The 20018-nt window shown below is 71.9% G+C and carries 22 protein-coding genes; 7 read left to right on the top strand and 15 right to left on the bottom strand.

What is annotated here, in order from left to right:
• The first annotated feature begins 27 nt into the window (after positions 1-27).
• Positions 28-363 carry a YrhB domain-containing protein gene (locus ACIBJE_RS19675; protein ID WP_396750250.1) on the top strand — a complete coding sequence of 112 codons (336 nt, stop codon included), beginning with the start codon at positions 28-30 and terminating at the stop codon, positions 361-363.
• Positions 360-1325 carry a GlcNAc-transferase family protein gene (locus tag ACIBJE_RS19670; RefSeq protein WP_396750248.1) on the top strand — a complete coding sequence of 322 codons (966 nt, stop codon included), beginning with the start codon at positions 360-362 and terminating at the stop codon, positions 1323-1325. The genes ACIBJE_RS19675 and ACIBJE_RS19670 overlap by 4 nt, the downstream gene beginning before the upstream one ends.
• Here the strand turns inward: ACIBJE_RS19670 and ACIBJE_RS19665 are convergent.
• The 11 genes from ACIBJE_RS19665 to ACIBJE_RS19615 all read right to left on the bottom strand — a co-directional run bounded on the left by ACIBJE_RS19665 (position 1308) and on the right by ACIBJE_RS19615 (position 11113).
• Positions 1308-2246 carry an anchored repeat-type ABC transporter permease subunit gene (locus tag ACIBJE_RS19665; RefSeq protein WP_396750246.1) on the bottom strand — a complete coding sequence of 313 codons (939 nt, stop codon included), beginning with the start codon at positions 2244-2246 and terminating at the stop codon, positions 1308-1310. The two genes, ACIBJE_RS19670 and ACIBJE_RS19665, sit on opposite strands and share 18 nt — an antisense overlap.
• Positions 2246-2959: an anchored repeat-type ABC transporter ATP-binding subunit gene (locus tag ACIBJE_RS19660; RefSeq protein ID WP_396750429.1), complete on the bottom strand. Its 714-nt coding sequence runs from the start codon at positions 2957-2959 to the stop codon at positions 2246-2248. Before ACIBJE_RS19660 ends, ACIBJE_RS19665 begins: the two co-directional genes overlap by 1 nt.
• Positions 2960-2985: 26 nt before the next feature.
• Positions 2986-3921, bottom strand: coding sequence for a choice-of-anchor M domain-containing protein (locus ACIBJE_RS19655; RefSeq protein WP_396750244.1), 936 nt, complete (start codon positions 3919-3921; stop codon positions 2986-2988).
• A 44-nt stretch (positions 3922-3965) separates the two neighbouring features.
• Positions 3966-5588, bottom strand: a complete 1623-nt coding sequence (locus ACIBJE_RS19650) for an anchored repeat ABC transporter, substrate-binding protein (RefSeq protein ID WP_396750427.1) — start codon at positions 5586-5588, stop codon at positions 3966-3968.
• A 98-nt stretch (positions 5589-5686) separates the two neighbouring features.
• The gene (locus ACIBJE_RS19645; protein ID WP_396750425.1) at positions 5687-7285 is read right to left on the bottom strand and encodes a TIGR03773 family transporter-associated surface protein; all 1599 of its coding nucleotides are present in this window, start codon (positions 7283-7285) and stop codon (positions 5687-5689) included.
• Positions 7286-7352: 67 nt separating this feature from the next.
• A complete protein-coding gene (locus ACIBJE_RS19640; protein WP_396750423.1) occupies positions 7353-8528 on the bottom strand; it encodes a WxL protein peptidoglycan domain-containing protein in 1176 nt (391 codons plus the stop codon).
• Positions 8529-8660: 132 nt separating this feature from the next.
• Positions 8661-10118 (bottom strand): choice-of-anchor M domain-containing protein, encoded by a 1458-nt coding sequence (locus ACIBJE_RS19635; protein WP_396750242.1) that lies wholly within the window; start codon positions 10116-10118, stop codon positions 8661-8663.
• A gap of 107 nt (positions 10119-10225) precedes the next feature.
• The gene (gene rpsN / locus ACIBJE_RS19630; protein WP_396750240.1) at positions 10226-10531 is read right to left on the bottom strand and encodes a 30S ribosomal protein S14; all 306 of its coding nucleotides are present in this window, start codon (positions 10529-10531) and stop codon (positions 10226-10228) included.
• Complete coding sequence (gene rpmG, locus ACIBJE_RS19625; protein ID WP_095565727.1) at positions 10531-10698, bottom strand: 50S ribosomal protein L33; 168 nt, start codon at positions 10696-10698, stop codon at positions 10531-10533. The genes rpsN and rpmG overlap by 1 nt, the downstream gene beginning before the upstream one ends.
• Positions 10698-10934: a 50S ribosomal protein L28 gene (gene rpmB / locus ACIBJE_RS19620; protein WP_396750238.1), complete on the bottom strand. Its 237-nt coding sequence runs from the start codon at positions 10932-10934 to the stop codon at positions 10698-10700. Before rpmB ends, rpmG begins: the two co-directional genes overlap by 1 nt.
• 56 nt (positions 10935-10990) lie before the next feature.
• Positions 10991-11113, bottom strand: a complete 123-nt coding sequence (locus ACIBJE_RS19615) for a hypothetical protein (protein ID WP_396750236.1) — start codon at positions 11111-11113, stop codon at positions 10991-10993.
• A gap of 67 nt (positions 11114-11180) precedes the next feature.
• On the opposite strand from ACIBJE_RS19615, the gene ACIBJE_RS19610 reads away from it, so the two are divergent.
• On the top strand, positions 11181-12482 hold the full coding sequence (locus ACIBJE_RS19610; protein WP_396750234.1) for a CobW family GTP-binding protein: 1302 nt from the start codon (positions 11181-11183) through the stop codon (positions 12480-12482).
• Entirely contained in the window at positions 12479-12742 is a 264-nt protein-coding gene (locus ACIBJE_RS19605; RefSeq protein WP_396750232.1) for a type B 50S ribosomal protein L31, read from the top strand. The genes ACIBJE_RS19610 and ACIBJE_RS19605 overlap by 4 nt, the downstream gene beginning before the upstream one ends.
• A gap of 122 nt (positions 12743-12864) precedes the next feature.
• Here ACIBJE_RS19605 and ACIBJE_RS19600 read toward each other — a convergent pair whose 3' ends face one another.
• From ACIBJE_RS19600 to ACIBJE_RS19590, 3 genes are all read right to left on the bottom strand, one after another.
• Complete coding sequence (locus ACIBJE_RS19600) at positions 12865-13617, bottom strand: class I SAM-dependent methyltransferase (RefSeq protein ID WP_396750230.1); 753 nt, start codon at positions 13615-13617, stop codon at positions 12865-12867.
• Positions 13618-13714: 97 nt separating this feature from the next.
• Positions 13715-13894, bottom strand: a complete 180-nt coding sequence (rpmF, locus tag ACIBJE_RS19595) for a 50S ribosomal protein L32 (RefSeq protein WP_396750228.1) — start codon at positions 13892-13894, stop codon at positions 13715-13717.
• Between the two features lie 79 nt (positions 13895-13973).
• Positions 13974-14717, bottom strand: a complete 744-nt coding sequence (locus ACIBJE_RS19590; protein WP_396750226.1) for a DNA-formamidopyrimidine glycosylase family protein — start codon at positions 14715-14717, stop codon at positions 13974-13976.
• Positions 14718-14804: 87 nt separating this feature from the next.
• Here ACIBJE_RS19590 and ACIBJE_RS19585 point away from each other — a divergent pair, with 87 nt between their 5' ends.
• The 3 genes from ACIBJE_RS19585 (at position 14805) to ACIBJE_RS19575 (ending at position 18939) form a co-directional block, all read left to right on the top strand.
• Positions 14805-15908: a spore photoproduct lyase family protein gene (locus ACIBJE_RS19585; protein WP_396750224.1), complete on the top strand. Its 1104-nt coding sequence runs from the start codon at positions 14805-14807 to the stop codon at positions 15906-15908.
• A gap of 143 nt (positions 15909-16051) precedes the next feature.
• Positions 16052-17605 carry an alkaline phosphatase D family protein gene (locus ACIBJE_RS19580; RefSeq protein ID WP_396750222.1) on the top strand — a complete coding sequence of 518 codons (1554 nt, stop codon included), beginning with the start codon at positions 16052-16054 and terminating at the stop codon, positions 17603-17605.
• Positions 17606-18048: 443 nt separating this feature from the next.
• Positions 18049-18939, top strand: coding sequence for a hypothetical protein (locus ACIBJE_RS19575; RefSeq protein ID WP_396750220.1), 891 nt, complete (start codon positions 18049-18051; stop codon positions 18937-18939).
• Positions 18940-19290: 351 nt separating this feature from the next.
• Here ACIBJE_RS19575 and ACIBJE_RS19570 read toward each other — a convergent pair whose 3' ends face one another.
• Positions 19291-19995, bottom strand: coding sequence for a hypothetical protein (locus tag ACIBJE_RS19570; RefSeq protein WP_396750218.1), 705 nt, complete (start codon positions 19993-19995; stop codon positions 19291-19293).
• Positions 19996-20018 lie beyond the last annotated feature (23 nt).

The following is a 20018-nucleotide window of genomic DNA, read 5'->3' as shown; positions in this document are numbered from 1 at the left end:
TCCGAGATCGACAGGAGGGACCGAGACATGAACGCCGACAGGGCACACGTCCGCGCGACCGAGGCGCTGCGGCGTCTCGAACGGAACGGATCGGGCGAGGCGCTGGCGCTGGTGCCGGACGCGGCCGTCGAACGGGCGTGGTGCTGGCTCTTCCCCTTCGACACCGTCCGGGCGATCGAGACCGGCGACATCATGGACGCGCTCGCCACCGGTCCGCTGGTCGTGCCGAAGGACGGCGCCCCGCCGTGGGTCGCCCCGTCGGGTGGGCCGATCGAGCGTTGGCTCAACCGGTACGCCGTGGAGCGGGACCTGCCCCTGGTGTTCGAACCGGCGACGCCCGACCCGTTCGCCACGGCCCCATGAGCATCTTCGTGTCGGTCGCGGCGTACCGCGATCCGGAGCTGGTGCCGACCGTGCTGGACTGCCTCGCGAAGGCCGACCGCCCGGACGAGCTGCGCGTCGTGGTCAACTGGCAGCATCTCGGCGGCGAGGACGTGTCGGCGTTGCGGGCCGATCCCCGGGTCACGGTGCTGGAGTTCGACGCCCGGCGCAGCCGCGGCGTGTGCTGGGCCCGCGCGCAGATCCAGCGCGGCTACGTCGACTCCGACTGGTATCTCCAGGTGGACAGCCACACCCGGTTCGCCCCCGGCTGGGACACCCGGCTGATCGCGATGGCCGGGCAGACCGGGGCGGCCAAACCGATCCTGAGCTGCTATCCCCCGACCTACGACCCGGCGGTCGAGTTCACCGGCGGCGGCGAGCCGACCCTGATCTTCCTCAGCGGCTGGACCCACGACGGCCTGCCACGGTTCAAACACTTCCGCATTCCCGACTGGCAGGAGGCGACCGCGCCGGTCCCGGCGCGCTTCGTGGCCGCCGGGTTCCTCTTCGCCCCGGGCTCGTTCGTCCGCGAGGTGCCCTACGACGAGCGCATCTACTACCAGGGCGAGGAGATCAACCTGGCCACCCGGGCGTTCACCTGGGGCTACGACCTCTTCCATCCGGTCGAGGTGCTGGCCTGGCACTACTACATCCGCGAGAACCAGTTCCGGCACTGGATGGACCACCGGGCACCGGGCGCCGATCACTGGTACGACCTGGACCGGGCCGGCCGCCGCCGGGTGCGGACCCTGCTGCGGTACGCCATCGTGGGCGGGTTCGGCATCGGCCCGGTTCGCCCGATGGCGGCCTACCGGGAGTACGCGGGCATCGACTTCGAACGGCGCACCGCCACGGCCGAGACGCTGGCCGGTCAGCTTCCGGGCCGCCCGGAAGCCCCGCGCACGCCCCTCGATGTCCTCGTCCGCCTACCGAACAGCCGTTGACGCGTCCCGTGTGTGAGCGGGGCCGGACCGGAAACCCGGCTGCGGGTGGCCGGTGGGGTCCGCCCCGCCCGGACGTCGCCATCGTCTGGTCAGCAGGCCGTGGCGTGGGGCGAACAGCCAGGCGGCGAGGAAGACGGCGGTGGCGACGAGGACGATGGTGCCGCCGACCGGTGTGTCGTAGCTCCAGGACAGGTACAGCCCGACGGTCGCCGACACACCGCCGACCAGTGGGGCGAGCAGCATCATCACCCCGAGCCGGTCGGTGAGCAGGCGGGCGGCTGCGGCGGGGGTGATCAGCAGCGCCAGGACGAGGATGTTGCCGATGGTCTGGAGGGAGATCACCACGGCCAGGGTCACCAGGACGTAGAGCACGATGTCGAGCCAGAAGACCGGGAGCCCCATCGAACGGGACATCTCCCGGTCCAGGCAGACCGCGACGAACTCCTTGTGCAGCGCGAGCACCAGGCCGAGGATGACCAGGCCGGTGCCCCCGACCAGGTAGAGGTCGCGGTCCGGGATGCCGGTGATCGAGCCGAACAGGAACTGTTGCAGCGACCCGGCGTAGCCGGGTGCCTGCGAAATGATCACGATGCCGAGGGCGAATGCGGCGACCAGGAAAACGCCGATCAGCGAGTCCTCCTTGACGCGCCGGTTCTGCGAGAAGATCGCGATCAGCAGGGCGGTGGCGATCCCGGCGACGGCGCCACCGAGCACCAGGCTGCCCTGGAGGACGAAGGCGACCGCGATGCCCGGGAAGACCGCGTGCGCCACGGCGTCGCCGATGAAGGCCATGCCCCGCAGGACGACGTAGCAGCCGACGACGCCGCAGACGATGCTGGACATGACCGCGATCGCCAGCGCCTTGGGAAGGAACGCGAGATCCGGGTTGAGCAGGTCGGTGAGGAAATCGGTGATCGACACTAGGCCGCCTTTACGAGCTTCAGCAGCGGGGACGTGGCGCTCACCCCGAAGGTCCTCGCCCACAGCTCGACGTCCTGCAGGTCCGTCGGGTGCCCGTCGGCGACGACCCGGCCGTTGAGCAGGACCAGCCGGGTGCAGGAGCTCACCGCGGCAACCAGGTCGTGGGTGGTCATCAGCACCGCGCGGTCCTCCTGCGCCAGGCTGGTGAACAGGTCGCCCAGCAGTTCCTGGGTGGGCATGTCCAGTCCGGTGAACGGCTCGTCGAGCAGCAGGATGCTCGGCGCGAGCGCGAGCGCCCGCGCGACCAGGACGCGTTGACGTTGCCCACCGGACAGCTCTCCGACCGGCCGGCGGCGCAGCCCGGTGAGCTGCACCCGGTCCAGCGCGTCACCGACCGCCCGCCAGTCGGCCACGCCGGGACGGCGAAGCAGGCCGATCCGGCCGGTACGGCCGCTCAGCACGGCCTGCTCCACGGTGACCGGAAAGTCCCAACTGAACTCGTGGCGCTGGGGCACGTAGCCGATTCCCGACCGGCCGGGGCGCGCCGGCCGGCCCTCCACCAGCACCCGGCCGCCACGGGTGCGGATCAGCGCCAGGATGGCGCGCAACAGGGTGGTCTTCCCGGCGCCGTTGGGACCGAGCAACCCCACCAGTTCGCCCCGGTCGAGGCGCAGCCGCACGTCCCGCAGTACCGGCCGGCCACCGAGGTCCACGTCCAACCCCTCGATCTCCAGCGCTCTCACGGTTGCCCCTCCGACTGTGACGCGGTGCGTTCCCGTTCGGCTCGCCGTTTCGCGCCACGCCCTCTGAGCAGGAGAAGGACCACCGCGACGGCGAGCGCGACAGCCGCGCCGATCAGCACGGTGAGCAGCGGCGTCCGGGAACCGCCCGCCGGGTCGCCGGCTCCGGCCCGGTCCGCGCCGGGCGACGCCTGGTCGGCTGGTACGGGGATGTCCGCCGTGACGGCGAAGGCCTCGTCGGCACTGGTCCCGTCCCCCACCGCGAAGCGCAGCGTGCCGGTCGCCGAGGCTTTCTCGCCGGTGACCAGGTCAGCCGACACCTGCACCGCGACCAGGTAGACACCGGGCTCGGTGAAGACCCAGTTGGCGTGGGTGTGGGTGTTGACCTCGGCCCAGAAGGACTGGGCCTTCGACTCGGCGGACCGCCACAGCGGCTGCGGGGCGGCGAAGTTGCCCGACTGGAGGTACGTCGTGACGGTTCCCGGTCCACGTACGCCGAGGAGGGTCAGGGTGACGCCCCGGTCGATGGTCCGCATCACCCGGGGATCCTGGGTGTTCCAGCCGAGCCAGACGACATCCTGGTTCTGCGTCTGCGGCACCACGTACACCCGTTTTCCGGCGTCGACACCGAGGAACGCGTACGCCGGATCGTCCGGAACGGTCTGTCGTGCGGCGTCGGACACGCGGAGCAGGGTCTCGTCGGGATCCCGCCACACCGACCGCTCCCGTGTGCCGTCGTGGATCAGCAGGGTCCACCGGTCGTCGACGTAGCGGGGGCCGATGTCGACGTGCCCGGCGGCGAGCGTCGCCCGACCGTTGGCCAGGGGCTGGTCCACCGCGATCGACTGGTCGAGGCCGGGCGTCGGTTCCTTCGCCGCCGCAGGGGTCTGTGCCGTCGACAGCACGATCAGCGTCGCGAGCGCACATCGCAGCATGAGGGCCGTGGTCGCGCGGGTGCGGCGTCGCGCCCGTCCTGCCGTCACTGGTTCCTCCCCGTGGTCAGGCAGTCGTGCAGCGATTCAGCGTTGAACCGCATCATGTCGGAATAGTTGGTGACGTCTCGGTCGAAGGTGTCGCCGTAGATCGGGCACACCCGTAGTCCCTCTTCCCGGGCCAGCTCGGTGAGGGTGGTGGCGCGGGCCGCCAGGTTCGGCTCCAGGAAGACGGCGGGGATCTCCAGGTTGCGGATCGTCTCGGTGAGCCGGCGGCGGTCGGCGAGGCTCGGCTCGGTGGCGGGGTTCGGGGTGACGAAGCCGGAGATCTCGATCCCGTACGCCTGGCCGAGGTAGCCGAACGCATCATGAGTGCTGACCAGGTGCCGTCGGGACGGTGGGATTCGCGCGATCGTGTCCCGGACGTAGGTGTCGAGCTTCTCCAGTTCTCTGACGTAGGCCGCGGCGTTCGCGCGGTAGGCCGCCGCGCCCTGCGGGTCGACGCCGATCAGGGTGTCCCGGATCAGTTCCACGTAGGAGATGGCGTTGCGGACGTTCTGCCACAGGTGCGGGTCGATCTCGCCGTGCACATGCTTGCCGAGCACCGCCTGCGGCAGCTGGTGGACCTGGGTGCCGGGCCGGCCGAGGAAGCGGAACCTGTGGTCGCCGGGCACCTCCAGCAGCGCCTTGTTCGGCACTTCGATCACGGTGTCGGCCGGCTCGTACACCCGTTGGTTCGCCGCGCCGCCGCCCTCCGGGTCGGCGAACAGGTAGAGCCGCCGCTCGTCGAGGTCGACGGTGAGGTCGGCGTGTCCGGAGTTCAGTACCGTCGCGTCCGCCATGCCCGGCACCGAGCGCGGGTCCACCCCGACGGCGAAGGTGAACACCTGCTCGCCCATGGCGACGGGTGCCGTCTCCGGGGTGACGGCCAGTTGCGCCCGCATGGTCAGCCGGTAGACACCCGGCTCGGTGAACGCCCAGCTCATGTGCGTGTGCGCGTCCGGCGGCAGCGTGGCGGTGTCGTCCCGGTATCCGTCGGCGGAATCGAAGCCGTCGGCGGAGTCGACGGAGAACGACGGGTCACCGAACGACTCGGTCAGGTACGCGAACACCTGGCCCGGCCCGTCCGCGGCGGTGGCGCTGAGCAGCACGTCCGAGGAGCGGTCAGCCCCCTGCGCGGCACCGGTGCCGCGCACGCGCATGCCCAGCCAGATGGTGTCCAGCGACACGTCCTCGACCAGCGGGATGATTTCCGCGGCGTACCTCACCGCCCCCTCGGCCAGCGAGACGTTCGGGACGCCGTCACGCAGGTTCGCGTCCAGCGCCTTGATGACGGCCTGCTCTTCGAGGAGCAGGTAGTTGCTGAACGCGACGTCGGCGTAGACGACATCGCGGATGTCCCGCAACGACGGCTCGTAGCTGTGTGGATCGGCCCCGTCCGGCACCAGCGAACTGACGGCTACCCGGTCACCACCGACGTGGCTCACCAGATCCCGCAGGATTCCGGTGGTCGTGACGACCTGCACCCGCCCGTCGTGCGCGCTCAACGCCACCTCCGACCGGCAGCCGGCGACGAGCAACACGACCAGCAGCGGTAGGACCAGCAGCCGCAACTGTGAGCCGTCCCGGTGGGCGGGCTCGCGAGCCGCACCGGTGCCGACACCCGGCATCCGCACCTTGCCCTCCCCCGGGCTCTCGGCACGCGGGCCGGCGTGGAACCACGGCCGCCCGGCGCACTGCACGACAATAGTGAAAATGAGAACTGTTATCAACTGATGGTTTGGCTGGTCGTGGGGTCGGCCGGGCCGACGCGACGGCGGGTCGACAGCACCAGCACGACCCCGAGGGCCACGAGGACGACGCCGGCCGCGCCGGCCGTCAGGACCCAGCCGGCACCGGTGCGCGGCAGGGGCCCGCCACCGCCCTGATCCGCGCCGCCGTCGCCGTCCCCACCACCGTCGGGGCCGTTGCTGCCGCCGAAACCGCTGTTCGGGTCGGTGCGGTCGCCGACGGCGAGGGTGAGCGTCTTCGTGTCGGTGACCGCCTTGCCGGCGGTGGTGGTGCCGCTCATCTGCACCGTGAGCCGGTACAGGCCGGGCTCGCTGAACGCCCAGTTGCCGTGCGCGTGGGTGTTGAGCGGGATCTCCAACCTCTGCGGGAACGCCTCGACGGAGTCGAACAGCACGTCGGCCTTGCCGAACGAGCCGGTCAGGAAGAGGGCGAACCGCCCGGGCCCGTCGACTCCTCTCAGCGTCCACGTGACGTTGCCCTTGACACCCGACACGACGGACTCGTGCTGGGTGTTCCAACCGGGCCAGACGATGCCCGCCTGCTGCGACTGCGGCAGCAGCCACACGGTGTCCCCCGGCTTGCCGAGGAAGTCGGCACCGGCGGGCACCGTGATCTTCGCGTTGTCCTTGAGCTGTAGAACCACGTCGGCGGTCTCCCGCCAGACCGGGGGGCTGGTCCGGTCGTCCTTGATCCGGATCGTCCAGTTGTCGCCAACCAGTTGCGGACCCATGTCGACATGCCCGTCGGCGATGACCTGACGGCTGCCCGTGGGGGTGGTGGCCGCCGCCTTCGCGGCCGGCGGCGCGACTGCGCCGGGCTTCGGCGCGGCGGCGGCTCGCGGCGCAGCGTCCGGTGTGGCACGTGTCTGCGCTGCCGGCTGCCCGGCGGGCCGCGCCGCCAGCCCGGGCACAGCCGGTGGCGACGCCTGCTCGCTCGGGCTGATCGTCGGCACCCGCACCCGGTACGTCGCTTCGGCGCTGACCTCCTGGCCGGATCGCAGGGTGGCCGAGCCGGTCAGGGTGACCCGGTACTCCCCGGCCGCGTCGAAGGCCCAGACCGCGCCGCCGGTACGCGTCCCCACCGGCAGCTGCGCCGTCCGGGTCAGACCCGGGCCGCTGCCGAAGAGCGGGGTCGCCGTGCCGAGACCGGACAGGGTGTAGGCGGTGAACGTTCCCGGCCCCTCGACCGAGCGCAGGGTGAGCGCCACCGTGTCGTCGGTGACCACGCCGGGTCGTATCCCGGTGGTGTCGAGGGCCGGGAACCCGGTGTCACCGGCGGACAGCGACCACACGGCGCGTCCCGGCGACCCGAGGAAGGCGAAGTCCTTTCCGGCCGGCACCCGACCGGCCAGGCCGCCGTCCGGGCCGAGCACCACCGCCGCCGGGTCGTGTCCGGCCTCGTCGCGGGCTGCCTGCACGGCGTCCCGGGCGCGCAGCGACATCGAGTCACCGTCGAGCGCGACGGAGACCAGGTCCGCGCCGGCTGCGCTGAGCGTGACCGGTTCCGCGGCCGCTGGCGCACCCCCGGCTGTCACCATCAGTACGGCTACGGCGAGACCGGCGGCACCGGCGCGCATGCTTCTTGTCCTCACGGCTTGCTCCCCAGGCGGCTTCGTAGTGGTTGGTCGGCGTGGTGCCGCATCGTCATGCCGTGGCGTCCGGCGTCGGGAGGTCGGGCGTGGCCTGGCCGCCGCTGCCGACCCGAGGGTCCACGCCGGTTGTGGCGGGGACCGTGGCGTCCTGGCCGTCCGAGGTCCGCCCGGCCTCCTGGCTGGCCTGCGTCCGGCCCTCCTCCCGGGCGGCGGCCAACGCGCGCGCGGTCTGCCGCGCCCGCCGCCGCCGGGCCGCCACCAGCGCCCAGCCGACGAGGGCGACCAGGGTGAGCAGGGCAAGCTGCGGCCAGGGCACGGCCCAGACGGCGACCTGTGCCGTGTCGACCGCCGGTGGCGGGTCGAGGACCTGGTCGCCGACGGCATCGGGTGTGACGGCGGCGCTCGCGCTCAGCCGGACCAACGGCGGGACACCCGTCATGCGTACGGTGGTGGTCAGTTCACCGCCGGGCAGGATCTCCGGCAGCGCGGGCGTGTCCACAGTGCGCCGGCCCAGGCCGAACGGTCCGGCCACCCCGAGCGTGGGCCGCCCGGTGAGCCGCACGTTGCCGGTGTTGCGGACGGTGAAGGTGGCGGTGAGCGTGCCGCCGACGACAGGGTTGCGCGAGCCGGTGTGCCGCACCCGAAGCTCCTCGACAACCAGCGCCGGTTGCAGCTCACCGGTCACCCGCAGGTAGATCCGGGCGCCGACCCGGTGATCGACGGCGACCTGGTTGCCCTGCGCGTCCGCCGCCGTGGCGGCGAGCGAGGCGACGATCCCCCCGGCGTGATCCCCCGGTGTGGCGTTGGTCGGCACCGTGAGCGTGAACGGAACGACCAGGCGCGACGTCGACGGGATGGTCAGGGCACTGCGGGTGAGGCGGACCCAGGCGCCGACGTCGGTGGGCTGTCGACCGCCGGCCAGCAGGTCGAACCCGCCCTGTGCGGTGGTGAACGCGTCGCTGGCGTAGAGATTCAGGGTGAGTGGCCGCGTCGAGTGGTTGGTGACGGCGACGTGGTCGGTCAGGGTGGCACCGGGGTCGAGCTTGTAGCCGAACGCCGCGCGGCCGTTCGGCTCCGTCGCGCTCGACGGTGCCACCCCCCAGGTCACAGCGGACGGAGCCGACGGTGCAGGGGACGTCGAAGCCGACGGCTCCGGCGCCTTCGCGGTGGGCACCGGAACCGCGCCGAGCAGGGCGAGGCCGGTGGCGATGGCGGCGAGCAGACGCATGGTGGGGCCGGTGTCCATTTCCTGAGAGGGCGAGGGACGAGGCGGGGGTGGGCGGGTCGCGGCGACGACCCGCCACCCCCGCGACGTCCGGTGGCCCGGATCAGATCCGGGCCACCGGACGGGTTCGGGCGATCAGATCGCGGTGAGGGTGAGAGTGGCGGTGTAGGTTCCCGCAGCCGTGTCGGTGGGCAGGCTCAACCGCAGGCCCGCGCCCAGTTGTGCGGTGCCCCGCCCGGCGCCGCCCGGCGCCGAGCCCAGCACCGCGCTGTCGCCGAGACCGCCGCCGGGCGGTGCGATCTCCGGCCCGGCTACCACGCCCTGCCCGGAACCCTGGGCCAGAATTCGCGGACTCCAGCCGAGGTGGTTGGCGCTGAACGCCGCACCGTCCGGACCGGTGAAGCCCGCCGGGATCTGCCCGGAGGCGCTCCACCCCGGCTGACCGGCGCGGGTGTCGGTCACCGTGACCGGTCGGAGCTCGCCGTTGCTCTCCCACCGGTCACCGCCGGCGTTGAGCTGCGCGGGTGGCAGCACCACGGCCCGGTCGTCCGGGTTGACGCTGATCACCAGAGCGCCCTGGGTGTCGTCGATCGACGCGGTGATCGTCTGTGCGGCACCCGGTTGCCCGGGTGGGGACGCCACCCGGAGGGCCACCGGTTCGCTGGTGGCGGCCACGGCGTGGTCGTCGTCGTAGAGCTTGACCACGTACTCGCAGGCGTTCAGCTCCCGGGTCGCCGTGAAGGAGTAGCTCACGCCCGCCTCGCCCGCGATGATGCTCCAGTCCGCCGCGCCCGGGCACTTGCTGAACCAGTGGTAGTGGTCGAGCTCGGTCTGCGGCGTCTGCACCGCGTTGAGCGTCACCGTGTCGTTGGGCTGGTACGCGTCGGCCATGCCGGTGATGGACAGACCGACCTCCGGCCCGCCGCCGGGCAGCTCGCCGACGACGAAGGAGTAGTCGACCGGCCCGGTGCTGACCGTCGTGCCGTTGGTCAGCGTCGCCTCGGCCTGGAACGTCAGGGTGTAGCTGCCCAGCGCGCCGAACGCCCAGTTCGAGTGCGCGTGGGTCTGCACCGGCACGTCGATCGCGTCCGGCAGCCCGTCGTCACCGCGGAACTTGATGAGCGGACCACCGAACGAGTCCTGCGTGAACAGCGTGACGTTGCCCGGCCCCTCCACATCCACCAGGCTCAGCCGCACCTTGTTCCCCTCGAACGCCCCCGGGTCGAGCGTGGTGGTGTTCCAGCCCGGCCAGAGCAGATCCGGGTCCTGGGTCATCGGCAGCAACCAGACCTGGCTCCCCGCCGGCCCGAGGAAGGCGAACCGGGGATCGTCCGGAACGGCCATGGCCGCCTCCGGCAGGACCTGGAACGTCACGTCCGCCGGGTCCCGCGTGACCGAGGGACTGACCGTGTCGTCGTTCACCTTCAACGACAGCGCACCGCCCTCGTAGTGCACGTCGATCGCGTCGGTGTGCCCCTTGGACAGCACCACCCGCTCGGCCGCCGACGCGGCGGCGGGAGCCAGCACCGTGCCGGCGACCACCACCCCGGCAACCAGGGCCGCGAAACCGCGAGCCCTCAATGTCGCACTCATACCTCCCCTTTCCACACCACGCATCCCTGCGCGCGGTGGTACATCTGGCCCCGAAGGGGCGGCGGCCCGTGGGTCCGTGACCTCCGGGCGGGCGGCGATCACCGGCGTCACCACGAGGCCTTGCGGACCCCGGGCAGTTCGCCTCGCAGGGCCATCCCGCGGAACCGGACCCTGGACAGCCCGAACCGGGTCAGCACGCCACGCGGGCGGCCGTCGACCTGGTCCCGGGAACGCAGTCGCACCGGGCTCGAGTCCCGCGGGAGCCGGCTGAGCCGGCGCACCGCCTCGGCGCGTGCGTCCGGGTCGGTGTTCGGTTGACTGATCATCCGTTTCAGCTCGGTCCGCGTCCCGGCGTGCCGGGCGACCAGGTCCTCGCGGCGGGCCTGCCGGTTGCCCAGACTCTTGCGCGCCATCAACGCGCCTCGCGGAACTCGACGTGCCGGCGCACGATCGGGTCGTACTTCCGCAGCACCAGTCGGTCCGGGTCGTTGCGGCGGTTCTTGCGCGTCACGTACGTGTAGCCGGTGCCGGCGGTACTGCGCAGCCGCACGATCGGGCGCACGTCGGTCTGGCGGGCCATCAGACCTTCACTCCCCGGCCGCGCATCTCGGCGACCACCTTCTCGATGCCCTTACGGTCCACGGTCTTCAGCGCCCTCGCCGTGAGGGTGAGGCTGATCCACCGCCGCTCCGACGGCAGCCAGTAGCGGTGGTTCTGCAGGTTCGGGTTCCACCGGCGCCGCGTGCGTCGGTGGGAGTGGGACACGGCGTTGCCGAAACTCGGCTGCGCGCCGGTGACGTCACAACGTCTGGACACAGTGACCGCTCCTTACTCGGATCCTTACGATAACGAAAACGGTTTTCAGTTCTACATCAGCCGTTCAGCCAGGTCCGCACCGGGTTGTCGACGGCCTCCACGAAACGGTCGACGCCGAGCCGCGCCGGGGGCACCTCGTCGACCCCGCCGCGACCGACCCGGTCGCGACCTCGGACCACCGTTCGCGTCGGCGACCCCGGTCCGACTAGAATGACAATCGTTTCCATTTAAGTCGAGAGGAGCGCCATGTCGTCGTCACCACAGGCCCCGACCCATGCCGTGACAGCCGACGCCGATACCCGCCCGTCGCTGACCGTGCTCTCCGGGCTCTGGCCGGCGGCGACCTTCGCCGTCGCCCGTACGCTGCTCGCCGCCGACCCGTCGCTACTGCTGGTGCGACACGACCTCACCAGGCTCCGGGACGGCGTCGTCCGTCGTGTGGTCCGTTCCGGCACCGGCGTCGTCGAGGACGAGCAGGTCGACCTGCGACACGGCTGCGTCTCCTGCACCCTCCGGGAGGACGTACTGCCCACCCTCGTCCGGCTCGCCCGTGACAATCCCGGCCACGACCTGGCGCTGATGCTGCCGGAGGTGGTGGAACCGGAGGCGGTCGCCGCCGCCTGCACCCACTGCCTGGTCGACGGCGCACCGATCACCGACCTGATCCACGTGGACTCCTACGTCACCGTCCTCGACGCCGAGCACCTGCTCGACGCCCTCGCCAGCACCGACGACCTCAGGGCGCTCGGTATCCACGCCGCCGAGGACGACCACCGCGCGCTGGCGGACGTCGTGGTGCGGCAGATCGAGTACGCCGACACCCTGGTGCTCTGGGGGCAGTCCCGGGAAGGGGCTTTCGACACCAGCAGGCTGACGGTACTGCTGGCGCGGATGGCGCCCTGGGCGGCTCAGTTCCGGGTCGACGGCGACCTCGTCGACGCCGTCGCACTCACCCGCCAGCTGCGGCACACCCACCGGCACCGGCCGGAAACCCCCGGAGTCCTCGCCCGGGGCCTGCAGGGGTACCCGCTGGGAACGCACGAGCCGGAGGCCGACTGCGGTGTGGTCTCCACCATCTTCCGTGCCCGTCGCCCCTTCCACCCGCAGCGGCTGCACGACGTCCTGGAGGACGTCAACGCCGAGATGATCCGCTCCCGGGGTCACCTCTGGCTGGCCAGCCAGCCCGACACCGTGGTGGCCTGGGAGTTCGCCGGCGGGGGCCTGGCCATGGGCTCCCTCGGGCACTGGCTGGTCAGCCTTCCGCAGGACCGGTGGGAGCACGTCGGGGACCAGCGCTGGCTCGCCGCCGCCCTGGAGTGGGATCCCTACTACGGCGACCGGCACCAGCACCTGGTCTTCATCGGCCTCGACGTCGACCCCGTCGAGCTGCACCGCACCCTTGCCGGCTGCCTGCTCACCGACGCCGAACTCGCCGACGGCGAGGAGACGTGGCGTGGTTACCACGACCCGTTCGCCGGTTGCTTCCCCCTCGGCACGGAAGAGCTGGCCGACACCGACACCGACACCGAAGGAGCTCAGCCCGCATGAAGCCCGGGATCCACCCCGAGTACCGGCCCGTCGTCTACCGCGACAAGGGCGCCGACTTCGCCTTCCTCACCCGATCCACCGCCACCGGCGACCAGACGATCGAGTGGACCGACGGCAACACCTACCCCGTCATCGATGTCCAGATCTCCTCCGCGAGTCATCCCTTCTGGACCGGCAAGCAGCGCCTGCTCGACACCGCCGGTCGGGTCGAAAAGTTCCGCAACAGGTACGCCCGCCGTGGACCCCAGACGGGCAGGTGACCATCGAGGTTCCCGTCGGCCGGGCCGAGTTGGCGCCACAGCCGGTCGATGCCGCCCCTCCAGACCGGGCCCGGTCTGGAGGGGCGGCTCCAGCCCGCCCGGTCGGGCCGGAAGGGCAGCCGTCATCGTTGCGGGGTGTCGTCGTGCATGGCGAGCAGGGCATGCTCGTCGCTGCGCCAGACCGTGCGGCAGGTGCGGAAGCCGGCGGCGAGGGCGGCGACCCGATGCCAGTTCAGGTCGGCGACGAACTCCACAGAGGTCACGCCCGTCAGGGTCGCGGACCGTTGACGCAGCGGCTCGTCCAGTGCCGGCTCGCCGGCGATGTCACTCCACCATCGCGACCACGGGTCAGGTGTCCCGGAACCGTCTCGTCGCGTCGACCCGTTCGGCACCGGTGACCCGTCTGCGGTGGGCACCCTGTCGGCCATGAGCAGCACGCCGCCGGGATCCAGAACCGTACGGATCTCGGCGTACAGCTCCCGGGCCCGTTCCTCCGGCAGGTAGTGCAGCGTCATCACCAGCAGTACGACGTCGTACGGCCCGCCGGCCGTGGCCCGCCACGCCGGTGTGCCCAGGTCGGCCCACAGCACGGACGCCGAGGCGGGCAGACCGGCACGGGCCAACGCCAGCAGTACCGGGTCGGCGTCGAGCACCACCGCCCGACCGTGCGGCCAACGACCCAGCACAGCCTCGACGGTGGTGCCGGGTCCACCACCCAGGTCCAGCACGGCGGATGGAGGTCGCCCCAGGATCTGCTCGACGGCATCGAAGCCGGCCGTGAGGCACGCGTCCCGGCCGGGCATGTAGTCGTTCATCATCGGGTCCCAGTCACGCCGCCACTGACGGGTCGCTCCGGCGGGCAGGGCGGTCGTCATGTGGAGCGGGTCGTCTCGATTAGCGAGAACGTGATGGAGCAGGCTGGTCCTGCCGGCGCGAGAAAACCGGAAAGCACCGTGACCGGCGGCCGCCCGGTCACGGCTCGTCCACCACCTGACGGCCCTTGTACAGACCACAGGCGGTGCAGGCGCGATGGGGAACGACCGCCTCCTGACGAGGGCAGGGGCAGCGGACGATCGCCGGCACGCTCGCCTTCCACCGCGCCCGGCGGTGGCGGGTGTTGGACCGGGACGTCCTGCGCTTGGGTACGGCCATGAAGCTCTCCTCACCAGACCAGCAAGATGCTAACGGTTCCCATTTTCTTTTTGGGCCCCGGGGTGCGCGAGAGTGTGATCTACGGCTGGTCGACCGGGCAGGCGTACGCGGAGCGGCCACCCAGCTCCCACACCCGCACGGGCGCGCCGCAGCGCCGGCACGCCGGCCGCTTGTACACCCACCGCTCGTCCGGCGCGGTCGGGTCGCTGACCACCTGGCCGGCGTCCCGCCCGATGGCCAGGTACCGCACCGCGAGGTCCCACAGCCGCCGGGCCGTCGGCGGCCCCACACCCCGGGTGTCCGGGTCGAGGCCGGCGAGGAAGAGCAGCTCGGCCCGCCAGGCGTTGCCGATGCCGGCCCAGACCGCCTGGTCGAGCACGGCGGCGCCGACCGCGCCCCGCACGGCGGCCAGCCGGCGCACCGCCTCCGCCGGGTCGGCGTCGGCCCGCAGCGGGTCCGGCCCGAGCGAGTCGCGCAGCGCCCGCTCGCCGTCGGCCGGGAGCGGTTCGCACCGGATCGGGGCGATCAGGTCGTACGCGACGGCGGCGCCGGCCAGCCGGAGTCGCACTCCGGTACGCGGGGCAACGGTCGGGTCGTCGTACCGGAGGAACAGCCCGCGCATGCCGAGGTGCACGTGCAGGGTCGGGCTGTCGTCCAGGTGGTAGAGCAGGTGCTTGCCGTACGCCTCCACCGCGCGCAGCCGCCGTCCGTCGTACGGGCCGGGGTCGAAGCGGCCCTGCGGGCTGGAGACGGCCAGCACCTGCCCGGCGAGCGTGGTGTGCTGCTCGCGGGCGTACCGGTGGATCAGGTGCCCTTCGGGCATGTCAGCGGGTCGCGCGGGACGCGGCGGGCATGCCGGCGCATACCCGGCACGGCCTGTCGGAAAACCTCGGTAATCAGCGGAATGATGATGGCTGCTCCGCAGTTGTACTGGTTCGTGACCGACGTCGTCCCGCACTCCCGGCTGCTCGACATCCGGCGGATCTTCATGGAGCCGGAGGCCGCCGCACTCCCGCGCGGCCAGCAGGTGCTGGCCCGGTTCCCCGACGCCGAACGCATCGAGGTCGACAGCCACACCCGCATCCCGGAGCTGTACGGCGACGAGGCGAACGTGGCCCGCTGGGTGCGGATCAAGACCGAGACCCTCGTGCTCGGGGTGAAGAAGTCGCTCACCGCCCGGCCGAACGGCCGCTCCGCCGACTTCATCGCCCCGTCCACCGCCAACGGCTGCGCCATGGCGTGCGCCTACTGCTACGTCCCCCGGCGCAAGGGCTACAGCAACCCGGTCACGGTCTTCGCCAACATCGACCGGATCACCGGATACCTGTCCCGGCACGTCGCCCGGCAGGGCGTGAAGGACGCCCCGAACCAGTGCGACCCGCACGCGTGGGTGTACGACGTCGGCGAGAACTCCGACTGCTCGCTGGACGCCCGGATCAGCGACAACGTCCGGGACCTGGTCGCCTGTTTCCGTGACCTGCCGACCGCGAAGGCCAGCTTCGCCACCAAGCACGTCAACCGGGACCTGCTCGACTGGGACCCGCAGGGGCGTACCCGGATCCGGTTCTCGCTGATGCCCGCCCGGGACGCCAAGCTGCTCGACATCCGCACCTCGCCGGTCGCCGAGCGGATCGCCGCCATCGACGACTTCGTCGCAGCCGGCTACGAGGTGCACGTCAACCTCAGCCCGGTGGTGGTACGCGACGGCTGGCTGGACGACTGGGCGGAACTGCTCGACCAGCTCGACGCCGGGATCGGCCCCCGGGCCAAGGGACAGCTCGCGGCCGAGGTCATCTTCCTCACCCACAACGACCGGCTGCACGAGGTCAACCTCGGCTGGCACCCGAAGGCCGAGGAGGTGCTCTGGCGCCCGGACCTCCAGCAGCCCAAACGCTCGCAGACCGGCGGCTGGAACGTGCGCTACCGCACCGGGCACAAGGGCCGCTACGTCGCCGCGCTGACCGAGCTGATCACGGCCCGCCTACCGTACTGCCGCATCCGCTACGCCTTCTAGCACATCGGGGCTGGGCTGGGCCGTGGACGACGGCGGCAGTGTTCAGCGGTTGCGTGCGCGCCGTTCATCCGTACGGGCAGGGCATGGTCACCGGCGGCCCTTAGACAGACAGGGTCTTCGAAAGATCACCCGATGGGAGCCGCATGTCTGTCACCCGACGGTCCGTGTTGAGGTGGGGCGGGGCGGCCGTCGCCACCGCCCTCGTCGCCCCACAGGTCACCGCAGGACCGGCGCTCGCCGTGCCCCTGCGGGCGGACCCGTTCACGCTGGGCGTGGCCTCCGGCGACCCGTCGCCCGACGGGGTGGTGCTGTGGACCCGGCTGGCGCCGTCGCCGCTGGATCCGGACGGCGGCATGCCGGGGGTCCCGGTGCAGGTGAACTGGCAGGTCGCCACCGACGAGCGGTTCACCGACGTGGTGCGGGCCGGCAGCGTACGGGCGGAACCGGGCTGGGCGCACTCGGTGCACGTCGAGGTGAACCGGCTGCTGCCGGACCGGGTCTACTACTACCGTTTCCGGGCCGGCCGGCACCTCAGCCCCGTCGGACGGACCCGCACCTTCCCCGCCACCGGTGCCGCGGTGACGTCGATGACGCTCGCTGCGGTCTCCTGCCAGTCGCTTCCCGCCGGACGCTACGCCGCCTACCGGCACCTCGCCGCCGGCGACCACGACCTGGTGCTGCACCTCGGCGACTACATCTACGAGGCTGCCGGGGCGGCCAACCCGAAGGCCGGGCCGGACCGCAAGCACGCGCCGTTCAAGGTGATCCGCACCCTGGAGGAGTACCGGATCCGGCACGCGCAGTACCGGCTCGACCCGGACCTGCAGGCCGCGCACGCCGCCGCGCCGTTCCTCTGCGTGCCCGACGACCACGAGGTCGTCAACAACGCCGCCGGTGACCTCGGCGCGGACGGCAACAGCACCCCGGAGGTGTACCTGCCGCGGCGAGCGGCGGCGTTCCAGGCGTACTACGAGCACCTGCCACTGCGCCGGTCGTCCATGCCGCAGGGCCCGGCGATGCAGCTGTACCGTCGGCTGGACTACGGCAACCTGGCGCAGCTCACCCTGCTGGACACCCGGCAGTACCGCAGCCCCCAGGAGGACGGGCCGACCTTCCAGCGCCTCAAGCCCTCGGCGTACGACGTCGCGCGCACGATGACCGGCCCGGACCAGGAGCGGTGGCTCCTGAGCGGCCTGGCCGCCTCGTCGGCGCGATGGAACGTCATCGGCCAGCAGATCTACTTCGCCGCGATCGACATGGAACCCGGGGACGACGAGTTCTACAACACGGACAAGTGGGACGGTTACCCGGCGGCCCGGTCCCGCATCACCAACTTCCTCCACCAGCGCCGGCCGCGCAACCCGGTGGTGCTCAGCGGCGACGTGCACGCCGCCATGGTCAACGACATCACCCTGGACGCCGATCCGACGTCGCCGGTGGTCGCCACCGAGTTCCTCGGCAGCTCGATCACCAGCGAGAAGGGCAACAACGACCTCTTCGAGGCGGCGCTGCCGGAGAATCCGCAGGTCCGTTACTACAACGGGCGCCAGCGCGGCTACCTGTCCTGCACGGTGACGCCGGAGCAGTGGACCGCCGACCTGTGGTTCGTCGACGACGTCCTCGACGCCGGTTCACCCGTACGCAGGGGCGCGTCCTACGTCGTGGAGGACGGGCGGGTCGGGGCACAGGTGGCCTGAGTCCCGTCGACGCGGTGCCGCGGCCGGACGGACGGTCGCGGCACCGAGCGTTCCGTCCGGGCCCCTCGGGGCACTCCGGTCGATGCCCCGGTGTCCTGGATGGCCCGTCGTAGGCTGGATTCCGGGACCCGGCCGGATCAGGACGTGTGGCGCTCGGCTGGACATCGCCGGGCCGTTCCTGAGGAGCATGGGCGCCTGCGAGCGAGAATCGGGGATCCATGGCTACGACTCCGCCCTCCGCACCGCCGCCCGAGCAACCGCCTGAGCAGTCGTCCGCGTCTGCGCCCACACCTTCGCCCGAGCGGAAGTCCGCGCCCCCGCCCGGACCGCCGCCGGGGCAGCCCGGGCAGCCGCCTGGGCCGCCGCCCGAGCCGAGAGCCTGGGCCGTGCTGGCCGACGAACGCCTGCCCGGTTTTCGCGGGCTCGCGCCGAAGCAGCGTGCCGTGTACGCGACCGCCGCCGCCGTCGTCGTCGTGGTCGGCATGCTGTTCGCCTACCACGCCAACCTTCTCCTGGACCGGTCGACGGCCACCGACCGGGCGCGCTCCGACCGGCAGGCCGAGAAGGCGGTCGACCGCGAGCAACCCGCGTTCGTGTCCACCGTCACTCCCCGCGACTACGACCGGGACACGCCCGACGCCGCCGCCGTGCTGCTCGACCGGCCGCTGACCGAAGGCGAGCAGGCCACTCTCACCGCCATGAACGGCGATGTGTCGCGGGTGTGGGGGTTCATGAAGCCGCTCGGCGGCCGGATCGTCGAGCATGCGTCTCATGTGGCGCCGCGTGAGGACGGCAACCGGAAGCGCGGCCAGGCCCAGACGTTCGACCTGAACCTGAACAGCGATCGCGCCGCCGGACTCACCATCAACGACATGACCGCCGTCAAGGACTCGTGCCGCGCACCCACCGCGCAGACCGTCGTCAACATCCCCCCTTCCGGTGCCGAATCCCGGCAGGGCCTGCTGTGGGACCTGACCGGCGGGCCGACGGACAAACCGCGCGGCCCGTACGTCCTCGACGAGGGCGAGTCGCAGGGCGAGTTGTACTTCCGCCGCAACGTCGTCGAGTTGGGCAACGGCCAGTCGAACATGGCCTTCCGTATCCAGCCCGAGGTGTCCACCCACACCTGCGAATGGCACCTCGTCGCCTCGTACACCGACACGAGCGGCTCCCACGAGCAACGCATCCCGAGCGGTACCGGCACCTTCACCACCGAGGCCATTCCGTCCCAGCCCGTCCAGTACTTCGAGCGCGTTCCAGGTACGGGCTGGGGCTGCGTCGGCACGATGAGCCAGCAGGGCTGCACGGCCACCGAGTTCCTGGTCCTTGATTGACCCCACGGTCGGTCAGCCGGTCAGCGAGGTCATGACGCCGTACCACCCGGCCGACGGACACGGACCGGGAACTGGCGGCAAGCCGGCCGGATCGGGTGTCGTCCGGAGTCATCCGGCCTGCTGGGGGTCGTCCGGGTCGCGCGTGGCCAGCTCGGATGCTGTGGTGCGCTGCTGTGCTCCCTCGGCGGTGCGGAGGACGTCGCGGGCAGCGGTGGCCACCGGGCAGTTCGGTGTACGGCACATGGGGCAGCGGCCATCAGGCCCGGGTCTGTGCTGACGGAGCACGGCACGGACGGTGAGGATCAGTCGGTTACGGATCTGGGCCAGGGACAGGTGCGGGCCGGTCACCGTTCAGCCCACCCCGAGGGTGTCGGCGAGCTGGGTGACCGTGGCCAGCGCGTCGGGGTCGCGGGCAACCTGGGCGAGTACGTCCCGCGCGGTGGGGCGATGACGGACCTCGGCTGGCGCGATCCGTTCGGCGTCGACCAGTACCCGGCCGGCGTTGACCGGGTCGCCGACCTCGAGATAGGCGCGGGCGGCGTCGATCAGGTGCGCGGCACGATGCTCGACGGGCAGCCACCGCCAGCCGTCCCGCTGGATGGCTTTTCCGTGCCAGGCCACCGCGTCCCGGGCGTCACCCAGGTCGACGGCTGCGGCGGCACGGGCCAGGGCCACGGCGGTGGGTCCGAACCCGGTGCGGTGGTGGTCGTGGCCGTCGCCGACCCGTTCGGCCAGGTCGGCGGCCTCGTCGAGCAACTCGGTAACGGCAGCATCGTCCCCGTGGCGGGCGGCGGCCAGGGCGGCTTGGACGAGCAGGGTTCCGCACAGGGACAGCTCGGCCGGGCTGCCGTACTCGATCACGGGTGGGGCGATGCGGTACGCGGCGGCCCGCATCGCCGACGTCGCCTCCCTCGCCTGGCCGGCGGCGCGAAGCACTTGGCCGAGTTGTACCGCTGCGGCGGCCACCAGGATCCGGTCCCCGGCGGCGATCATCGCCCGGTCGACGGCCAGCCACGCCAGGTCGGCGCCCAGCCCGGGAAATGGCGCTTCCTCCAACAGCGGACCCGGCCCCGGAAAAC

It is taken from the genome of Micromonospora sp. NPDC050187 (assembly GCF_044459745.1).
Lineage (GTDB): Bacteria > Actinomycetota > Actinomycetes > Mycobacteriales > Micromonosporaceae > Micromonospora.
Note: the sequence above shows the minus strand (reverse complement) of the source record. Positions and strands in the feature narration are given on the sequence as shown.

Coding starts and splice junctions, on each gene's coding strand:
- ACIBJE_RS19675 (WP_396750250.1), top strand. CDS start 28: ATGAACGCCGACAGGGCACACGTCCGCGCGACCGAGGCGCTGCGGCGT.
- ACIBJE_RS19670 (WP_396750248.1), top strand. CDS start 360: ATGAGCATCTTCGTGTCGGTCGCGGCGTACCGCGATCCGGAGCTGGTG.
- ACIBJE_RS19655 (WP_396750244.1), bottom strand. CDS start 3,921: ATGCTGCGATGTGCGCTCGCGACGCTGATCGTGCTGTCGACGGCACAG.
- ACIBJE_RS19650 (WP_396750427.1), bottom strand. CDS start 5,588: ATGCCGGGTGTCGGCACCGGTGCGGCTCGCGAGCCCGCCCACCGGGAC.
- ACIBJE_RS19645 (WP_396750425.1), bottom strand. CDS start 7,285: ATGCGCGCCGGTGCCGCCGGTCTCGCCGTAGCCGTACTGATGGTGACA.
- ACIBJE_RS19640 (WP_396750423.1), bottom strand. CDS start 8,528: ATGCGTCTGCTCGCCGCCATCGCCACCGGCCTCGCCCTGCTCGGCGCG.
- ACIBJE_RS19635 (WP_396750242.1), bottom strand. CDS start 10,118: ATGAGTGCGACATTGAGGGCTCGCGGTTTCGCGGCCCTGGTTGCCGGG.
- rpsN (WP_396750240.1), bottom strand. CDS start 10,531: ATGGCGCGCAAGAGTCTGGGCAACCGGCAGGCCCGCCGCGAGGACCTG.
- rpmG (WP_095565727.1), bottom strand. CDS start 10,698: ATGGCCCGCCAGACCGACGTGCGCCCGATCGTGCGGCTGCGCAGTACC.
- ACIBJE_RS19610 (WP_396750234.1), top strand. CDS start 11,181: ATGTCGTCGTCACCACAGGCCCCGACCCATGCCGTGACAGCCGACGCC.
- ACIBJE_RS19605 (WP_396750232.1), top strand. CDS start 12,479: ATGAAGCCCGGGATCCACCCCGAGTACCGGCCCGTCGTCTACCGCGAC.
- ACIBJE_RS19600 (WP_396750230.1), bottom strand. CDS start 13,617: ATGACGACCGCCCTGCCCGCCGGAGCGACCCGTCAGTGGCGGCGTGAC.
- rpmF (WP_396750228.1), bottom strand. CDS start 13,894: ATGGCCGTACCCAAGCGCAGGACGTCCCGGTCCAACACCCGCCACCGC.
- ACIBJE_RS19590 (WP_396750226.1), bottom strand. CDS start 14,717: ATGCCCGAAGGGCACCTGATCCACCGGTACGCCCGCGAGCAGCACACC.
- ACIBJE_RS19585 (WP_396750224.1), top strand. CDS start 14,805: ATGGCTGCTCCGCAGTTGTACTGGTTCGTGACCGACGTCGTCCCGCAC.
- ACIBJE_RS19580 (WP_396750222.1), top strand. CDS start 16,052: ATGTCTGTCACCCGACGGTCCGTGTTGAGGTGGGGCGGGGCGGCCGTC.